The organism is Streptacidiphilus rugosus AM-16 (assembly GCF_000744655.1).
Classification (GTDB): Bacteria; Actinomycetota; Actinomycetes; order Streptomycetales; family Streptomycetaceae; genus Streptacidiphilus; species Streptacidiphilus rugosus.
In genome coordinates this window covers 2629376-2648193 of record NZ_JQMJ01000004.1, presented here as the reverse complement: position 1 = coordinate 2648193, position 18818 = coordinate 2629376, and the positions used below count along the sequence as shown (strand labels likewise).

At 72.2% G+C, this 18818-nt stretch carries 11 protein-coding genes and 1 pseudogene; 7 read left to right on the top strand and 5 right to left on the bottom strand.

Going from position 1 to position 18818, the window contains the following annotated elements:
• Nucleotides 1-690 precede the first annotated feature (690 nt).
• Complete coding sequence (gene malQ / locus BS83_RS21095) at nt 691-2862, top strand: 4-alpha-glucanotransferase (RefSeq protein WP_084713771.1); 2172 nt, start codon at nt 691-693, stop codon at nt 2860-2862.
• A 27-nt stretch (nt 2863-2889) separates the two neighbouring features.
• On the opposite strand, the gene BS83_RS21090 is transcribed toward malQ, so the two are convergent.
• Together BS83_RS21090 and pepN (BS83_RS21085) are read right to left on the bottom strand one after the other, a co-directional pair.
• Complete coding sequence (locus BS83_RS21090) at nt 2890-4110, bottom strand: hypothetical protein (RefSeq protein WP_037605205.1); 1221 nt, start codon at nt 4108-4110, stop codon at nt 2890-2892.
• A gap of 187 nt (nt 4111-4297) precedes the next feature.
• Nucleotides 4298-6895, bottom strand: a complete 2598-nt coding sequence (gene pepN, locus BS83_RS21085; RefSeq protein ID WP_037605204.1) for an aminopeptidase N — start codon at nt 6893-6895, stop codon at nt 4298-4300.
• Nucleotides 6896-7055: 160 nt separating this feature from the next.
• Here pepN (BS83_RS21085) and BS83_RS21080 point away from each other — a divergent pair, with 160 nt between their 5' ends.
• From BS83_RS21080 to BS83_RS21060, 5 genes are all read left to right on the top strand, one after another.
• A complete protein-coding gene (locus tag BS83_RS21080) occupies nt 7056-7772 on the top strand; it encodes a hypothetical protein (protein ID WP_037605203.1) in 717 nt (238 codons plus the stop codon).
• A 9-nt stretch (nt 7773-7781) separates the two neighbouring features.
• Nucleotides 7782-8450 (top strand): alpha/beta hydrolase family protein, encoded by a 669-nt coding sequence (locus BS83_RS21075; protein ID WP_037605202.1) that lies wholly within the window; start codon nt 7782-7784, stop codon nt 8448-8450.
• A gap of 66 nt (nt 8451-8516) precedes the next feature.
• Nucleotides 8517-8843, top strand: coding sequence for a hypothetical protein (locus tag BS83_RS21070; protein WP_037605201.1), 327 nt, complete (start codon nt 8517-8519; stop codon nt 8841-8843).
• Nucleotides 8843-10201: a WXG100 family type VII secretion target gene (locus BS83_RS21065; protein WP_157597264.1), complete on the top strand. Its 1359-nt coding sequence runs from the start codon at nt 8843-8845 to the stop codon at nt 10199-10201. Before BS83_RS21070 ends, BS83_RS21065 begins: the two co-directional genes overlap by 1 nt.
• Before the next feature lie 113 nt (nt 10202-10314).
• A complete protein-coding gene (locus BS83_RS21060; RefSeq protein ID WP_037605199.1) occupies nt 10315-11571 on the top strand; it encodes a S8 family serine peptidase in 1257 nt (418 codons plus the stop codon).
• A 9-nt stretch (nt 11572-11580) separates the two neighbouring features.
• Here BS83_RS21060 and BS83_RS21055 read toward each other — a convergent pair whose 3' ends face one another.
• Together BS83_RS21055 and pepN (BS83_RS21050) are read right to left on the bottom strand one after the other, a co-directional pair.
• Nucleotides 11581-13365, bottom strand: coding sequence for an outer membrane protein assembly factor BamB family protein (locus BS83_RS21055; protein WP_037605198.1), 1785 nt, complete (start codon nt 13363-13365; stop codon nt 11581-11583).
• A gap of 131 nt (nt 13366-13496) precedes the next feature.
• Complete coding sequence (pepN, locus tag BS83_RS21050; RefSeq protein WP_037605197.1) at nt 13497-16085, bottom strand: aminopeptidase N; 2589 nt, start codon at nt 16083-16085, stop codon at nt 13497-13499.
• 202 nt (nt 16086-16287) lie between these two features.
• On the opposite strand from pepN (BS83_RS21050), the pseudogene BS83_RS44090 reads away from it, so the two are divergent.
• Nucleotides 16288-16928: pseudogene (locus BS83_RS44090) on the top strand (mycothiol-dependent nitroreductase Rv2466c family protein).
• 278 nt (nt 16929-17206) lie between these two features.
• Here BS83_RS44090 and BS83_RS21045 read toward each other — a convergent pair.
• Nucleotides 17207-18610, bottom strand: coding sequence for an amino acid permease (locus BS83_RS21045; protein WP_232248439.1), 1404 nt, complete (start codon nt 18608-18610; stop codon nt 17207-17209).
• Between the last annotated feature and the right edge of the window lie 208 nt (nt 18611-18818).

Below are 18818 nucleotides of genomic sequence, written 5' to 3'. Positions count from 1 at the left end.
GGCGAGCCGCCGCGCGGTCCGCGCCGCGTTCCGGCGCGCCGACAGTGCGGGCCCTGAGGCGAGCAGTTGGCGCAGCGTCCGGTGCTCCGCCACGGTCCGACGCAGACTGCTGCCGAGCGCCGCGACGATGCCGTCGGGGGCCGGTGCGGGCCGGTGGTCCACGGGGACTCCTGATGCCTGGTCGGATACGAACGTCTTGCGGCGGGGCGTCGCCTGCGCACCTCCCACGGGTCAGGATCCACGCGCGCCCGAACAAACGACGAAGGCGTGGGGAACCGCACGACACAGCACCGTGAACAGTGCTCTCTCGTGCGGTCCCCACGCCCCCGACGTGCCCGGCGGAGTGCAGGTCCTGCGCCCGCCGAACGGCCCCAAGCCCACCATCCCCGCCCTTGGCATGTCAATGCACGCGCGTGTCCCGCACCACACCCGAGGGCGTCCGCGACCACCCCGTTGGCCGGTGTCGGAGCCCCCGCCGGATGGGTAGGTGGATAGGGGCCGCCCAGCCGATCCTCCCGGCCCGCGAAGACTGGCACGGCGCGTCGCCGCATCGCCGAATCGCCTGCGCACGGTCCCGTACGAGGCCGGTTCGGGGGAGCCTTGCGACGTACCGCACCAGCCTTGGCGGGGTGTTCGGGAAGGACCGGCCGGGGAGCCCCTGCCGCCTGCCCCCGCCCGCGAGGAGATTCCGTGGCCGCCGCCGCTCATCGTCCGTCCCCCTCCGGAGCGGGGGCGTTGCAGACGCTCGCCCACGCCTGCGGCGTGGACACCGAGTTCGAGGGGCGCGAGGTCGCGCCGGACACGCTCGTCGCCGTGCTCGCCGCGATGGGCGTGGACGCCGCGAGCGACGCGGCGGCCGAGGAGGCGCTGGCACAGCTGCATGCCCGGCGCGCGCAGCGACTGCTGCCGCGTGCGCTCGTGTTCCGCGCCGGCAGCCACCACGAGGTGCTGCTGCCGGGGGCCGCCGAGGCGTGGGTGGAGCTGGAGGACGGCGGCAGCGTCACCGTCGGCACGCCCTTCCCGCGCGGCGCGCACCTGAGCGAGGCCGGCGAGACCCGGCCGCTGCCCACGGACCTGCCGGTCGGCCGGCACACCCTCTGCGCGCGGCTCGGCGACCGGGTCTCCACCGCCGCGCCGCTGCTCGTCGCACCCGACCGGCTGGCCGGACCGGCCGGACGCAGCTGGGGCTTCCTGGTCCAGCTCTACTCGCTGCTGGGCGAACACTCCTGGGGCATGGGCGACCTCGGCGACCTGGCCGAGCTCGCCCTCTGGTCGGGCAGCACACTCGGCGCGGGCTTCGTCCAGGTCAACCCGCTGCACGCGGGCATGCCCCCAGGCCCGGACGGCACCTCGGACCCCTCCCCCTACCGGCCCTCCTCGCGTCGCTTCGCCGATCCGGTCCATCTGCGGGTCGAGGCCGTCCCCGAGTACCCCTACCTCACCCCCGAGGCCCGCGAGCGGGTCCAGGAGGCCGCCGGGCGCGGGGCCAGACTGCGCGAGGGCGTGCTGATCGACGAGGCGCTGATCGACCGGGACGCGGTCTGGGCCGCGAAGCGCGCGGCGCTGGAGGTGCTGTACGCGGTTCCGCGCGGCGTCGGGCGGGAGGCCGCCTACCGGGCTTTCCTGCGGCGCGAGGGCGTCGGCCTGCTCCAGTACGCGACCTGGTGCGCACTCGCCGAGGTCCACGGCGCGGCCTGGCGCGCCTGGCCGGGCGGCCTGCGCGACCCGGGCAGCGCGGCGGTCCTGCGCGCCCGTCAGGAGTTGGCCGACCGGGTCGACTTCCACTGCTGGCTGGCCTGGCTCGTCGACGAGCAGCTCGGCGCCGCCCAGCAGGCGGCCCGCGCGGCCGGCATGCCGCTGGGACTGGTCCACGACCTCGCCGTCGGCGTCCACCCGGACGGCGCGGACGCCTGGGCGCTGCAGCACTGTCTCGCCGAGGGCATGAGCGCGGGCGCGCCACCGGACGCCTTCAACGCCCATGGCCAGAATTGGGCCCTCCCGCCCTGGCGTCCCGACGCCCTCGCCGACGCCGGTTACGCGCCCTACGCGGACCTGTTGCGGGCGAACATGCGGCACGCGGGCGCCCTGCGCGTCGACCACGTGATGGGCCTGTTCCGGCTCTGGTGGGTGCCGGAGGGCCGGCCGCCGACGGAGGGCGCCTACGTCCGCTACGACCACGAGGCGATGCTGGGCGTCCTCGCCCTGGAGGCGCAGCGTGCGGGCGCGGTGGTGATCGGCGAGGACCTCGGCACGGTCGAGCCGGGCGTGCGCGAGGAGCTGGCCTCACGCGGCGTGCTCGGCACCTCGGTGCTCTGGTTCGAGCGCGACTGGTCCGAGCAGGGCGGCGGCTCGCCGCTCCCGCCCGAGCGCTGGCGCGAGGACTGCCTGGCCACGCTGACCACGCATGATCTGCCGAGCACGGCGGCCCGCCTCAGCGGCGAGCACGTCGAGCTGCGGCACCGCCTCGGCCTGCTGGACCGACCGCTGGCCGAGGAGCAGGCCGAGGACGAGGCCGAACGCGAGGAGTGGCTCGGCGAGTTGGCCCGCGAGGGCCTGATGACCGTGCCCCCCTACGGCGAAGGCCCCGCCGCCGACCTGCTGGAACCCCAGAACGGCCGCCACCTCCCCGAAGCGGTCGCCGCCCTGCATGCCTACCTGCTGCGCACCCCGGCCCAGCTGGTCGGCGTCTGGCTCCCCGACGCGCTGGGCGACCCCCGCCCGCAGAACCTCCCCGGCACCTCGCACGAGTACCCCAACTGGCGTCTCCCGATCGCGGACGCGGAAGGCAAGCCCGCCACCCTGGAACGCCTCGCCGCGGCGGAACGCACGGCCGAACTTGGGTCCGTCCTGCGTCTGGACTGACCCTCCGCCGAACGGAGCGACCGCCCGTCAGCCGCGGCCGGTCAGCACCATCGGCCGCGGCAGCGACTCCCCGGCCAGGTCCAGCGCGCCGATGACGGTGACCAGCCCGTGGTAGTAGCCGACCGCCCAGGGGCCGTACTCGGTGGCGGAGGTGTTGGCGGGCAACCCCAGGGAGGCGACCCTTCCGTTCTCGACCCGCAGCCCGTAGGCGTCGCCGGCGTCGTCGTCGGAACTGCCGACGGCGACGATCCCGCCGGGCGCGGCCGCGACTCCGGTCAGGTTTCCCGCGTCGGCGGGAGCGGTGATCCTGGTCCAGCGGCGGCCGTCCCAGTGCTCGACCAGGGCCGACGTGCTGTGGGTGCCGGGAGCGCGGAAGCCGCCGACGGCCCAGACGTCGTTGCGGCCGTGTGCGGCGACGCCGGCCAGGCCGCCGCTGCCGCTGAACCCCGCGAAGGCCGCGTCGCGCTGCACGCTCCAGGAGCGCCCGTCGTAGTGCAGTGCGAGGGGGATGCTCCGGTCGCCCTGGGCGCCCACGCCCACGGCCCAGACGTCGTCGGGCGAGAGGGCGGTGATCGAGCTGAGGCTCCAGTCCGCGTTGACGTGCGGAAGTGTGACGCGCTGCCAGGCCTTCCCGGTCCAGTGCGCGACGAGGCCCTCGTCGTGCGAGGTCTGCGGCTTCCCCGGCACCGAGGGATCCGCCAGCTGCACCCAGCCCACCGCCCAGGCGTTCGACCGGTTGACGGCCGACACGCTCAGCAGGCCCGCGCTCTGCGTCGCGGACGGCAAGGCCAGCTGCTGGACCGACCAGGTGCGGCCGTTCCAGTGTTCGGTGTAGACGCCGCCCACGCCCGCACCCGCGGCGTCGGCGCCCTGGTCGCCGACAAGCCAGCCGTCCCGGTCCGACACGGCCGCGACCGCGTTCATCCGCACCGGGACGCCCTTCGCGGTCGGCACGGTCTTCCAGCTTCCAAGTCCGGGGCGGGTGTCCTTCGCGTACAGGACGGGTGAGAACCCCGGCGTCCGGCCGGGTCCCCGGTCGACCAGCGTGGCGCCGACGGCCCACACCGTGTGCGCGTCCGGTGCCGCGGAGCCCAGCAGCGTCGCATGTCCGGTGGGCAGCTCGGCCTGGGTCCATCGCGACCCGGCCGTGCCCGTGCCCGGGGCCGCGAGGGCCGTTCCGGCCGTCCCCGCGGCGAGCAGGGCGGCGGCTCCGGTGACGGCGGCGGCCCGAAGAGTCGACTTGATCATTCTCACTCCTTGTCGGGGCCCGCGCCCCGTCACCCGCTATGACCTCCTGACGCACGATCCTGTTACATCCCAGTCGCTGACGCGACGTCACATACGCAGCCGCCGTCGGCCCCTGACGTGCTTCGGCCCCCGCCGCCTCGTGATCGGGGCGGCGGGGGCCGACGTGGGAACTGCTCGGAGCCGGAGGCTACTTCGCGCCCGCCGCGCGGTCCGCGGCCTGGGCGCGCAGGGCGCGCTCGACGCCGGAACGGGACTCCACGACCATGCGGCGCAGCGCCGGGGCCGGGTCGTTCGCCGCGAGCCAGGCGTCCGTCAGGTCCAGCGTCTCCTGGGAGACCTGGATCGCCGGGTACAGGCCCACGATGATCTGCTGGCCCATCTCGTGCGAGCGCTGCTCGAAGATGCCCTTGATCGCGGCGAAGTACTTCTCCGTCCAGGGCGCCAGCAGCTCCTGCTGGTCGGTCTGGACGAAGCCCGCGATCACGGCCTCCTGCACGGTGTTGGTCAGCGTCTCGGCCTCCACCACGGAGGCCCAGGCGGCGGCCTTGGCCTCCGTCGTCGGGCGGGCCGCGCGGCAGGTCGCCGCGTGCGCCTCGCCCGCGGCGGTCGCGTCACGGCCCAGCTCGTCCACGACGGCCGTCTCGTCCGCGACGCCCCTCGCCGACAGGCGCTCCAGCAGGGCCCAGCGCAGCTCCGTGTCGACGGCCAGGCCCTCGATCTCGGCCGAGCCGTCCAGCAGCCCGGAGAGCAGCGCCAGGTGCTCCTCGCTCGACGCGGAGGCGGCGAACGCGCGCGCCCAGGCGAGCTGGTGGTCGCTGCCCGGCGCCGAGGCGCGCAGCAGCTCCTCGGCCGCGGCGGCGAGCCTGGCACGGCCGGTGACCCGCCACTCGGGCGCGCCGTACAGCTCGATGGCCAGCTTCACCTGACGCTGCAGCGACTGCACCACGCCGATGTCCGACTCCCGGCCGACGCCGTGCAGCACCAGCTCCAGGTAGTCGCGGGTGGCCATCTCGCCGTCGCGGGTCATGTCCCAGGCCGCCGCCCAGCACAGCGCGCGCGGCAGCGACTCGGTGAAGTCCGCGATGTGTGCGGTGACGTTGGCCAGCGAGACCTCGTCCAGGCGGATCTTCGCGTAGGAGAGGTCGTCGTCGTTGAGCAGCACCACGGCCGGACGGTCGCGGCCGGCCAGCTGCGGCACCTCGGTCAGCTCGGCCGCGGCGATGTCCAGCTCGATCCGCTCGACGCGGGTCAGCGCGCCGCCCTCGACCTCGTACAGGCCGATCGCGATGCGGTGCGGACGCAGCACGGCCTCGCCGCGCGCGCCGGCGGGCAGGGCCGGGGCCTCCTGGCGGACCGCGAAGGAGGTGATCACGCCGTCGGCGTCGACCTCGATCTCCGGGCGCAGGATGTTGATGCCGGCCGTCTCCAGCCACGCCTTGGACCACGTCTTCAGGTCACGCCCTGAGGTCTCCTCCAGCGCGCTCAGCAGGTCGGACAGGCGGGTGTTGCCCCACGCGTGGCGCTTGAAGTAGGCGCGCACACCGTCGAAGAAGGCGTCCTGGCCGACATAGGCGACCAGCTGCTTGAGCACCGAGGCGCCCTTGGCGTAGGTGATGCCGTCGAAGTTGACCTGGACGTCCTCCAGGTCGTTGATCTCCGCCATGATCGGGTGCGTGGACGGCAGCTGGTCCTGGCGGTAGGCCCAGGTCTTCATCTGGTTGGCGAAGGTCGTCCAGATGTGCGGCCAGCGGGTGCCGACGGCCTCGGCCTGGCAGACGGTCTCGGCGAAGGTCGCGAAGGACTCGTTCAGCCAGAGGTCGTTCCACCACTCCATGGTGACCAGATCGCCGAACCACATGTGCGCGAGCTCGTGCAGGATGGTCGTGGCGCGGCCCTCGTAGGCCGCGTCGGTGACCTTGGAGCGGAAGACGTACTGGTCACGGATGGTGACCGCGCCCGCGTTCTCCATCGCGCCGGCGTTGAACTCCGGCACGAAGAGCTGGTCGTACTTGCTGAACGGGTAGGGGAAGTCGAACTTCTCCTGGAAGTAGTCGAAGCCCTGCCGCGTCACGTCGAAGATGTGGTCCGCGTCCAGGAACTCCGCCAGCGACGGGCGGCAGTACACCCCGAGCGGCACGCGCTGCTCGCCGTCGGCGCTGACGTACTCGTCGAAGACGCCGTGGTACGGGCCCGCGATCAGCGCCGTGATGTAGGTGGAGATGCGCGGCGTGGCCGGGAAGCGGTGGAGCTCGGTGCCCTCGACGGAACCCTTCTCGGGCTCGGGGGAGACCTCGTTGCTGATGACCTTCCAGCCGGTCGGCGCGGTCACCTCGAACCGGAACGTGGCCTTCAGGTCCGGCTGCTCGAAGGAGGCGAAGACGCGGCGCGCGTCCGGGACCTCGAACTGCGTGTAGAGGTAGGTCTGCTGGTCGACCGGGTCGACGAAGCGGTGCAGGCCCTCACCGGAGCTGCTGTAGGCGCAGTCGGCGACGACACGGAGTTCGTTGTCGGCGGCGAGCGAGGGGAGCGAGATCCTGCTGTCGGCGAACACCTCCGCCGGGTCGAGCACGGCCCCGTTCAGCGTCACCTCGTGCACGGTCGGTGCCACGAGGTCGATGAAGCTGGATGCTCCCGGCGTGTTGGCCGTGAAGCGGACCACGGTGGTGGACCGGAAGGTCCCCCCCGACGGAGCGGCGCTCAGGTCGAGCTCGATCTCGTAGGCGTCCACGTGGAGGAGTGCGGCCCGGGTACGGGCCTCCTCACGGGTCAGGTTGGTGCCAGGCACGCTGCGTGACTCCTTTGTCGACTCTGTCTTCCTCGGCATCTTTGCACGTCCGGAGGGGACGGCCGGGCCCATTACGCGGAGGGCGATGGAGGGGCAGGTCACCGCGCGGCTAGGGTGTCCGCTCGGGCGGTGGGGCGGTGTGTGGCCGGAGGGGGACAGCATGACCGTGGGTGAGAAGGCGCTGCAGGAGCTCGACCGCTTCGACGTCGCCGTGGACTACGGTCGCAAGGAGACGACCTTCTGGCTCAGACGCCCTGGTGAGGAGGTCCCGGTGGCGCGGATGCACAAGGCCAGGCCCTACGACTCCGACATCGACCCCTACCGCGTCCACGCGGCGGTCGACCCCGACGCCGTGGCCGGCTTCGTCCGCTTCAGGAAGGCCTGGACGGCCGACCGGACGCTGATCGGCGAGGTCGGCAGGATCGTCGGGTTCACCGACCGGGAGACCGACCCGGTCGTCCAGCACGACCTGGGCGAGCTGCGCCCGACCGTCACCGGCCTGGCCGGGGGAGTCCGCAGGGTGGACGCGGCGCTCGACCGGGCGTCCAGGAAGCACCGCCTGCTGCCGATCCCGAACGGCATCCCCTTCGTGGACCCCCGTGTGGTCGACGCCTTCACCTCGGTCACCATCGCCTTCGCGGGCCCGGACTCGGCCGGCTTCGAGGTGACGCGCCCGGCGGGAGTGACCGCCGCGTACGAGGTCGCCGTCCATGATCCGCGGGTGTCCCGGGTGCTGGTCCTCGCCTACGTCGAGCGCCTCAGCCGGAAGACCTTCGACCCGCGCCGCACCGCGGTCGACCTCACCACCAACCCGTTCGCCGACCTCGCCGACATGCGCCGGCAGCGGAAGCGCGGGACGGAGCGGGACAGGCCGTAGCCTCGGTCCATGGCCAGCACCTCGCACGACACGCACGACACGGAAGCGGTTCCGACCGAGCACGGCGACGCCCGGATCACCTGGCACGGCCGCGACCGCGCCGCCCGCGGCGTCCTGCTGCTGGGCCACGGAGCGGGCGGCGGCATCGAGGCCCCGGACCTGCAGGCGCTGGCGGCCGGCATCGACTCCTTCGCGGTCGCGCTCGTCGAGCAGCCCTGGCGCGTCGCGGGCAAGCGCCTCGCGCCCGCGCCGAGGACGCTGGACGCCGGATGGGCCCCGGTCATGACACGGGTGCGCGCGGCCGTGGGGGAGGGCGTGCCGATCCTCGTCGGTGGGCGCAGCGCGGGCGCGCGGGTCGCCTGCCGCACGGGCGCGGCGACCGGCGCGGCCGGCGTCCTGGCCCTCGCCTTCCCGCTGCATCCGCCGGGCAAGCCGGAACGCTCCCGCGCGGAGGAGTTGCTCGCCACCGCGCTGCCGACACTGGTCGTCCAGGGCGCACGTGATCCCTTCGGCGCACCCGAGGAGTTCCCCCCGCTGCCGAAGCGGACGCACCGTCTGGTCGGCCTGGACGCGGGCAATCACGCGTTCGCCGTGCGCAAGAGCGAGGCCGAGGTGCTGCCCGAGCTCGTCGCGGCGGTCGCGACATGGGTGGAGACGGTGGAGAGGGCGGTCCGCTAGCGACCTTGTCCGTGTCCGTCCCTATGATGTGACCGGGCCGATTGCGGACGAACGGGGAGGCGGGTCATGAGTGGTGACGGATATCAGGTAGATCTGAGCTACCTGAACGCGACGGTCCTGAAACTTCAGGGCGTCGCCCAGCAGATGGACCACCCCATCGGGGTGGCCACGTACCAGACGAATCTGAGCCGCAGTCAGATCGGCGGCGAGACCTTCATCGAGGCCGGGAACCTCTTCGCGGCGCACGAGCACATGAAGGCCGAACTGGCGTCGATGATCGCCACGCTGCAGTCGATGATCCAGGAGTTCAAGGACAAGACCGGTCACGCGCACGACCAGTACGCGAACCAGGAGACGACGACCGGCACGACGATGAAGCGGGGGATGGTCTGATGCCGGACGGACCGGGTATGGCGGCGGCGCAGGCCGCAGCGGCGCGCAAGCGCGCGGAGGAGCAGAAGAAGGCCGACCAGCAGTGGAAGACGGTGCTGGACAAGAACAAGGGCGGCCAGAGCGGTCGTGACGGCTTCACGACCGACTTCGAGAGCGCCGGCGGCTTCAAGGGCCTCCAGTCGATGATCAAGGACACCGATCCGGCCGCGATGATGACCGTCGCGGGCCACTGGGCCAACATCGCCAAGACGCTGGACGAGACGGCGTCGGAACTGGTCACCCACGTCAACACGATGCTGGAGCACTGGACCGGCGCGAGCGCCGAGGCCTTCCGCACCAACGCGGGCACGCTCCACACCAGCCTCACCAACGGCTCGCAGTACGCGACGATCACGCACGACGCGATGCACGACGCGAGCGTGGCCCTCTCCGCCGCGAAGCAGAACTTCCCGCACGCGCCGAGCGAGATGGACCAGATAGGCAGCGCGCTCGGCGGTTCGAGCGACATCCAGTTCAAGCAGGACGCGGCGAAGTACGGCCTGGCCGAGGCCGTGAAGCGGGACGGCGGAGACCTGAGCGCCTGGGAGCAGGTGCACCAGGAGGCCGTCGTGGTGATGGAGACCCTGGGGACGCAGTACAACTCGTCCTCCGCGGCAATGGTGGCTCCGCCGAAAAGTCGGGCCGGTGTCACGGTCTGGCCACCCGCTCCTTCTTCGCCCTCTCCCGTCGTCGGCGGAACGGGGCCGACTCCCGGCGGACCAGGCCACGCGGGCCAGGTGGGCCTCAACCCGATCACCGGTGGGAACGGCGGCGGACACGACACGTTCGTTCCCGGCCAGTCCAACGGGTTCGGCACCGACCCGGGCAGCGGCGGTCTGCACGGTGTCCACGGCGGACAGCCGGGTGGGAATCCGGTCGGGGTCGGCGGCACGCTGGACGGCGGCCTCGGCGGCCCGCGCAGCGGGACGGGCGTGGGCGGCGGTCTGACCGGTGGCCCGGCCCTCGGCGGCGTGGGTGGCCTCGGCTCCGGCGGTGGCAGCGGCCACGGCGGCATGTTCGGTGGCGGCGGCGTCGGCATGGGCGGTCTCGGCGGCGGTCTTGGCGCGGGTGGGGGCATGGCCGCTGCCGAGGGAGAGCGCGGGATGACGGCAGCCGAGAAGGCTGCGCTGGCGGCCGAGGGCGAAGGTGTCAGCGGCGGAGCCAACGGCGAGGCCGGCATGGGCATGGGCGGCGCCGGTGGCCTCGGAGGTCGCGGCGGCAACAAGAAGAAGCGCAAGGCTCGCGCCGACTACCTCGTCGAGGACGAGGAGACCTGGGACGTCGACGGTGACGCCAACCCAGGCGTGATTACGTTCTGATGTTCAAGTAGTGTCCATGGCGACATTGGAACGTATGCGAGCGGGGTGACGGAATGGGCTTCAGGCGAGCACTGCACACTGTCGGGGGAGCAGTGCTCACTGGAGCCCTGGTCATGGGCACCACGCCAGTCGCCCACGCCGATGAAGCACGTTCCGCTCAGTGGGCGCTCTCTGCCTACGACGCCACCAAGTCGGTGTGGAACCACTCGAAGGGCAAGGGCATCACCGTTGCTGTCATCGACTCAGGTGTCCGCGCGAGCCACATCGACCTGAGCGGCCAGGTGCTGGCAGGCAAGGACTTCGCGTTCGGCGGTGACGGGCAGACAGACCATTCTCCAGAGGGCCACGGCACCTGCATCGCAAGCGTGATTGCGGCGCATGGTCATGGAAGCAACGGTGCACGGGGAATCATGGGGCTCGCCCCCGAGGCCAAGATCCTGCCGATCGGTGTTGGGGACGGGGTTACCGGCAGCCTGGGGAGCGACTATCTCGCTCCGGCAATCCACTACGCCGTGGACCATCACGCCCAGGTCATCAACATCTCGTTGGGCAGCGCGGACCCGAGCGCGGCGGACGAGGCAGCGGTTGCCTACGCCGAGCAGCACAACGTCGTCGTCGTGACTTCGTCCGGCAACAGCGGTACGAGTGACAAGGAGTATCCAGGCTCCTATCCCGGCGTCATCAAGGTGGGTGCCGTCGACCAGAGCGGAAAGCTCTGGAGTCAGTCGAACACCGGTGGTGTGACCGTCGCCGCGCCGGGGGTCGGCATCGTCTGCGACAACGACGGCAACGACACGCAGATGGGCAAGGGCGACGGAACGAGCCTGGCCGCTGCCTACGTCTCCGCCATCGCGGCCCTCTTCCGCTCCGCGCACCCGGAGCTGACGCAGGGGCAGATCGTCAACTACATCATCAAGACCGCGGACCTCCCGAAGGGGCACACCGCGCCCGACCCCGGGTTCGGCTACGGCATCGCGTGGCCGTACTTCGACATGAAGGTCGATCCCGGGCCGGCGGCCGGGCCGCTGCCGCAGGCGTCCGCGGCTTCGAGCGGTGACTCCGGCAGCAGTTCCGCACCCGTCGCCGCCGCGCCGGGCGGATCCTCCGGGGGTGGCGGCTCGACCGGGCTGATCCTCGGCGGCGTCGGTGGCCTCGTCGTCCTCGGCCTCGTCGTCGCCCTGATCGCTCGTGCGCGTCGCCGCCCGAGCGCCGCGGGGATGCCGCCGGGCGGGCCGGCGCCCGCGCAGCCTTACCAGCCGCCCTACCAGCCGCCGACGGGGCAGTACCAGCAGCAGCCGTACCAGAGCCTGCCGAACTACACCTACCCGCCGCAGCAGCAGGGCGGCCACCAGGAGCAGCCGCCCCGCTGATCTGCGCCGCTACTTGAAGGTCTGAATCGCCGTCGTCGAACTGTCGCCGCTGACGAAGAGGACCTTCGGGTCCGGCAGGACGAAGACCGAGCCGTTGAGGAACATCGTCTCGCTGTCCTGCTGGGGCAGTTTGGCGACGACCGTCGACTTGCCCGTGGTCGGATCCAGCGAGACGAGCAGCGGGCTGGCGCCGTAGTCGGCCAGCGAGATCGCGTAGAGCTTGCCGCTGCCGTCCTGGAGCGAGGTGGCCGGTGTCGCGCCCTTGTGGGTCTCGCCGTCGTAGGCCCACGCGACCGAACCCGTCGTCAGGTTGAACGCGGTCATCGTGTAGACCGGGGCTTCGGTGCGGGTCTCCAGCAGCAGGGTCGAGCTGTTCAGCATCCGGGTGACCATGCCGTCCGACACGATCTCGTCGGCACTGCTGAGCGTGCGCGGCGTGCCGGTCGCGTCGTAGATCGACGTCGAGGACGAGCTGCTGTTCAGCAGCTTGGCGACGACGGGGCTGGGACCGGCCAGGACCGACTCGACGTCGACGTGGTCGGTGTCCTGCTTGCGCCAGACCCGGGCGCCCGTCGCCGCGTCGACGGCGGTCAGCGTGTAGGTGGGGCTGGCGTCGGCGCAGTAGTCGTCGACCAGGACCACGCCCGCACCGCCGTAGGGGTACTCGTTGCAGTACTGGCCACGTGGCTGGTAGCCCCATACGGGCTTGCCGTTCGAGAGATCGACACCGCCTATGACGTTGTCGTTGACGATCACGCCGACGTTGCCGGAGACGAAGGTCGAGGTCGAACTCGGTGCGGTGTGGTCCTTGTTCGTCAGCGGGGTGGAGAAGAGCGACTGTCCGGTGCGGGTGTCCACGCCGACGAGCGTGGAGCAGTGGTCCGCGTCCGGGCCGAAGCCGATCATGCCGATACCGGCCGGTGAGACGGTCGGCGACATCGCGCAGGGGACGCCGGGGCCGGAGAGCGGCTTCGCGGTCCAGGCCGTGCTGCCGTCGGCGACCCGGTAGGCGATCACCCCGCCGTCCGTGCCCCTGATCAGGTACTGGCTCGTGAGCCACGCGCCGAGCGCGTGGTCGGTGCTGCCGCTGCCGGCGGCGGTCCAACCGGCCGCCAGCGCGCGCGGGCCGCCGCCGCCCTGACCGCCTCCGCCGCCGCCACCCTTGTCGGTGAGGACCACGGCGGCCGTGGCGATCCCGGCGAGGACGACGACGCCCGCGATGATGCCGCCGATCGCGCCCCCGCTCAGGCCCGACCTGGGCGGCGTCCCCATCGGCGGCATGCCCGGAGCGCCGGGGTACCCGTAGCCGGGCTGCTGCTGCATCGGCGGCTGACCGGCCGGCGGCTGGGGGTAGCCGTAGCCGTATCCGTCGCCCATCGGCGCCATCGGCTGCTGCTGCGGCGGTTGCTGGACACCGGGGACGCCGGGGTAGCCGTATCCCTGGGCCGGCGGCGCGGGCGGGAAGCCCTGCTGCGGCGCCTGCTGCGGCGGCTGACCGTAGCCTCCGCCCTGCGCCGGGTACGGCTGTCCCGGGTACTGCGGCTGCTGCATCGGTGGCTGCGCCTGCTGCGGCACCTGTGCCTGCATCGGGGCCTGCTGCATCGGCGGTTGCGCCTGGTGCGGCACCTGCGGTGTCGCCGCCTCGGTCGGGGCGTAGGACCAGCCGGGCTGTCCCGACTGCTGAGGTGGCGGGGCGTCCTGCGGAGCGGGCCGGCCGCCTGCCAGGTGGTAGTCGTCCTCGTCCTGGTCGGGCCCCTGCGGTGCCCCTCCGAATCCAGGGGTCTGGTCTGTCATGCCGCGCGCCTCCCCACGTCCGTCGACTGACGGTCAGTCAACGCGGGGGCGATAGCGCCACGCCCCCGTCCGGCCATCGTAGAGGGCCGGACGGGGGCGGGTGGGACGCGTGGTGCGTACCTGGGCGTCCGTCAGACCGCGTCGCGTCGCTGCGCGCGCAGCGCGCGGGCGAGGTCGTCGCGGCACTCGCGCACCAGGCGGCGCAGCGCAGGGGCCGCGTCCTCGTGCTCGGCCAGCCACAGGTCGGTCCGCTCCAGCGTCGCCGTCGTGCCGACCAGACGCGGGAACAGGCCGTTGACGATGCGCAGCGCGATCTCGATCGAGCGCTCGGCCCAGACCTTCTCCAGCACCTCGAAGTACGGCTCCGCGTACGGCGCGACCAGCTCCCGCTGCGACGCCTGCTGGAAGCCGGCGATCTCCGCCTCGATCAGCGCGTTCGGCAGCTCGTCCGTCTCCACGACCCGGTGCCAGGTCCGCGCCTTCGCCTCGGCCGTCGGCGCGGAGGCCCGGCACGCGGTCTCCAGTCGCCTGCCGCTGGCGGTGTTGTCCCGCTCCAGCTCGGCCGTCAGCTCGGCGTCGCCCGCCGCGCCGCCGGAGACGAGGGACTGGAGCAGCGTCCAGCGCAGCTCCTGGTCCACGTCGAGCCCGTCGATCCGCGCGGTGCCGTCCAGCAGCCCGGAGACGAGTCGCAGCTCGCTCTCGCCGCCCGCCGTCTGGGCGAAGAAGCGCCCCCAGGCCAGCTGGTGGTCACCACCGGGCACGGCCACGCGCAGCTCCGTGAGGGCACCCTCGGCCAGGGCCCGGGCGGCCGCCTCGCGGCCCTCGGGGGCCACGTACTGCTCCAGCGTCAGCTTCGACTGGGCGTGCAGCTGCTGCAGCACGCCGATGTCGGTCTCGCGGCCGGCGAAGCGCAGCACCAGGTCCAGGAAGTCCCTGGCCGGCATCAGACCGTCGCGGGTCAGGTTCCACACCGCCGACCAGCACAGGGCGCGGGCCAGCGGGTCCTGGACGTCGCCGAGGGAGGTGCGCAACGTGGCCAGCGAGGTCTCGTCGAAGCGGATCTTGCAGTACGTCAGGTCGTCGTCGTTGACCAGGACCAGCGCCGGACGGGCCAGGCCGACCAGCTCGGGGACCGGCGTCCGCGCGTCCGCGCGCACGTCGATCTCGACGCGGTGGGTGCGGACCAGCCGGCCGTCCTCGGCCAGGTCGTAGCAGCCGACCGCGATGCGGTGCGGGCGCAGCGTGGGCTGCTCGTCGGCGGCGCCCTGGAGCACGGCGAAGTCGGTGATCCGGCCCTCGGCGTCGACGGTGAGCTCCGGCGTCAGCACGTTCACGCCCGCGGTCTGCAGCCACGCGCGGGACCATTCGGCCATCGCCTCGGAACCGCGCCCGCTGGTCTCGGCGAGCACGGCGAGGAGGTCCTCCAGGGTGGTGTTGCCGAAGGCGTGGCGCTTGAAGTAGCGGCGTGCGCCCTCCATGAAGGCCTCACGCCCCACGTAGGCCACCAACTGCTTGAGCACCGAGGCGCCCTTGGCGTAGGTGATGCCGTCGAAGTTGAGCTTGGCGTCCTCGAGGTCGCGGATGTCCGCGGTGATCGGGTGCGTGGTCGGCAGCTGGTCCTGACGGTAGGCCCAGGCCTTGCGGCGGTTGGCGAAGGTGATCCAGCCGGCCTGGTACTTCGTCGCCTCGACCTGCGAGAACGCGCCCATGAAGTCGGCGAACGACTCCTTCAGCCACAGGTCGTCCCACCACTGCATGGTGACCAGGTCGCCGAACCACATGTGGGCCATCTCGTGCAGGATGACGTTGGCGCGGCCCTCGTAGGCGGCCTCGGTCACCTTGGAGCGGTAGATGAACTCCTCGCGGAAGGTCACGCAGCCGGGGTTCTCCATCGCGCCGATGTTGTACTCGGGCACGAAGGCCTGGTCGTACTTGCCGAACGGGTACGGGTAGTCGAACTCGTCGTGGAAGAAGTCCAGGCCCTGCTTGGTGACCGTGAAGATCTCGTCCGAGTCGAAGTACTGGGCCAGCGACTTCCGGCAGAGCGCGCCCAGCGGGATCTCCAGGGTGCGGCCGTCGGGCAGTGCGCGGCTGTAGCTGTCGCGGTCCACGTGGTACGGACCGGCGACGACGGCGGTGATGTAGGTGGAGATGCGCGGCGTCGGAGCGAAGCTCCAGGTCAGCGACCCGTCCTCGTTGCGGACCGCGTCGCCGCCGGTCGGGGAGTTGGAGAACGCCTCCCAGTGCCCGGGCGCGGTGACCGTGAAGGTGAAGGGCGCCTTCAGATCCGGCTGCTCGAAGTTGGCGAACACCCGGCGCGCGTCGGCCGGCTCGTACTGGGTGTAGAGGTACACCTCGCCGTCGACCGGGTCGACGAAGCGGTGCAGGCCCTCGCCGGTGTGGCTGTAGGCGCAGTCGGCGTCCACGACGAGCTCGTTCTCGTCGGCCAGGCCGGGAAGCGCGATCCGCGAGCCGTCGAAGACCTCGGCCGGGTCCAGGGAGCGCCCGTTCAGTGTGACGCTGTGCACGGTGCGCGCGAGCAGATCGGCGAAGGAGTCCGCGCCCGGGACGGCGCAGCGGAACCTCAGCGTCGTCCGGGAGCGGAAGACGCCGGTCTCCCCGAGTGCGCTGCGAAGGTCGAGTTCGACGGTGTAGCCGTCGACGTCGAGGATGCGCGCCCGCTCGTGCGCCTCGTCGCGGGTCAGATTCGTGCCGGGCACGTCGGTACTCCCTCGTGCGTTTCGGGCGCGTGGGGTGGCCGCGCCGCTGAACCCAGGAACTCGTGTCTGTGCTGGCATCTTGCCACGTGCGGCGCGCCCCCGGTCGGTGACGCCGGGGCTCCCTGGGGCGCGTGCGGGGGAATGGCGGGGCGCGGACGCGCGTTGGGCGGACGAGAAGTTCCCTCTCCCAAGGAGCCCCTGTATGTCTGTCGACGTCTCCGCTGCGCCGCCCGTCCCGGCGGACTTCTGGTTCGACCCGCTGTGTCCGTGGGCGTGGATGGCCTCCCGCTGGATGCTGGAGGTCGAGAAGGAGCGCCCGGTCGCGGTGAAGTGGCACGTGATGAGCCTCGCGGTGCTGAACGAGGGGAAGGACCTGCCCGAGCAGTACGCGAAGTTCCTGGAGGAGGCCTGGGGCCCCGTCCGCGTCTGCATAGCCGCGGCGAAGGACCACGGCGACGAGGTGCTGGGCGGCCTGTACACGGCGCTCGGGACCCGTTTCCACAACCAGGGTCTGCCGCGCGACCGGGCGACGGTCGAGTCGGCGCTGGAGGAGGTCGGCCTGCCCCTGTCCCTGGCCGACGCGATGGACTCCGCCGACCACGACACCGCGCTGCGCGCCTCGCACGCCGAGGGCATCGGCCTGGTCGGCGAGGACGTCGGCACCCCGGTGATCGCGGTCCCCGGCCCGACGGGCGAGCGAGTCGCCTTCTTCGGCCCCGTCGTCACCCCGACCCCGCGCGGCGAGGCGGCGGGCCGCCTCTGGGACGGCACGCTGCTGGTCGCCGCCACCCGGGCTTCTACGAGCTCAAGCGCACGCGGACCGCCGGCCCGAACTTCGAGTGACCTCCTGAAGTTCTTCGAGCACGGGGCCCGTTGCACCATCCGGGGGCGCGAGGAACTGCGCGCCCCCGGCGCGCGGGCGTGCACCTGTGCGCCGTGGGGCTGGTTGCTCTGTCAGGGGTGCGAGGCTCTGCTTGATTCACTGCGTGCGCGACAAGCCACCCCGTGCGCCCTCAATGAGCAGGGCCATCCGCGCGGGGTGGTTGCTCGCGCCCACGCAGGGGGCGCCTCCCGGCCGAAGGCCGGGGGAGGAGCCGCATATCAGCAGAGCCTCGCGCCCCTCAAGCGCTCCCGCGCCTCCGCCGTTGCCGGACGAGGCCCGCGGCCGAGAGCGCCAGGGCGAAGCCCAGCGTGCAGGCCAGTTGGACGCGGTTGTCGTGGCTCGTCGTCATCAGGGCCAGGACGCCGACGACGCCCGCCAGCGTCGCCCAGGTCAGATACGGGAAGCCCCACATCCGGACGGAGATCCGCTCCGGCGCCTCGCGCTCCAGCCGCCGCCGCATCCGCAGCTGCGCGACGCAGACGAACGCCCAGACCACCAGGACCGCCGCGCCCGTCGCGTTCAGCAGCCACTGGAACACCGTCGTCGGCCACCAGAAGTTCAGCAGCACCGCGAAGAACCCGAACGCCGAGGACGCCAGCACCGCGACCCGCGGCACGCCGCCGCTCACCCGGGCGACCGCCTTCGGGCCGAGACCGCGCCGGACCAGCGAGTACGCCATCCGCGAGGAACCGTAGATGTTCGCGTTCATGGCGCTCAGCAGCGCGATCAGCACGACCACGTTCATGACCTGTGCCGCCGCAGGGACGCCGATGAGGTTCAGCACCTCAACGTAGGGACCGTTCCTGGTCACCTTCGGGTCGTTCCAGGGCAGCAGCGTGACGATGACGGCCATCGACCCGACGTAGAAGAGCGCGATCCGCCACATCGCCGTGCGCACCGCGCGACCGACGCTGCGCACCGGGTCCGCGGACTCGGCCGCGGCGATGGTGACCGTCTCCAGCCCGCCGTAGGCGAAGACCGAGGCCAGCAGGCCCGTGACCAGGCCGGACGCGCCGTTCGGCAGGAAGCCGCCGTGGCCGGTGAGATTGGCGAAGCCGGGCGCGCCGCTGCCGACGACCCCGAGGACGGCCAGCACGGCCAGCACCAGGAAGCCGACGATCGCGGCCACCTTGATCGCAGCGAACCAGAACTCGAACTCGCCGAAGTTCTTCACCGCGGCGAGATTGCTGCCGCAGAAGAAGGCCATGAAGAGGGCGACCCAGAGCCAGGTCGGGGTTCCCGGAAGCCAGTTGGTCATGATCCCGGCCGCGCCGGTGGCTTCCACCGAGACGCCGACGCAGAGCAGCAGCCAGAACATCCAGCCGGAGGCGAAGCCGGCCCAGACGCCGATCTCCTTCTCCGCGTGCACCGAGAACGAGCCGGACGCGGGCCGTGCCGCGGACATCTCGCCGAGCATCCGCATGATCAGCATGACCAGCACGCCGGAGACGGCGAAGGCCAGCACGATCGCGGGCCCGGCGGCGGCGATGCCCGCCCCGGAGCCGACGAAGAGGCCGGCGCCGATGACGCCGCCGAGGGCGATCATCGAGAGGTGGCGCGGCTCGAGGCCCTGGGTGAGGCCCTGCTGCTCCGCCTGCGCGGGCGACTTCGGTTCGGTACCTGGGGGTGCGGCGACGCTCATGGTGCGATGTCCTGGTGGGGTGGATGAGTCCGAATAGCGGACAGGCCTGATCAGTATCCGGGCAATACTGGCCCGGCGGTCAGGGGCGAGGCCCTGTTGATCACCATCCGGAAGCCGTGATCGCCATGGGTGACGGTCCCGCTGCGCATCGTGGTCGCGCTGTCGTCCCGCCCAAGCGGCGACCTGCGGTTTTGTAAGAACCCCCTCA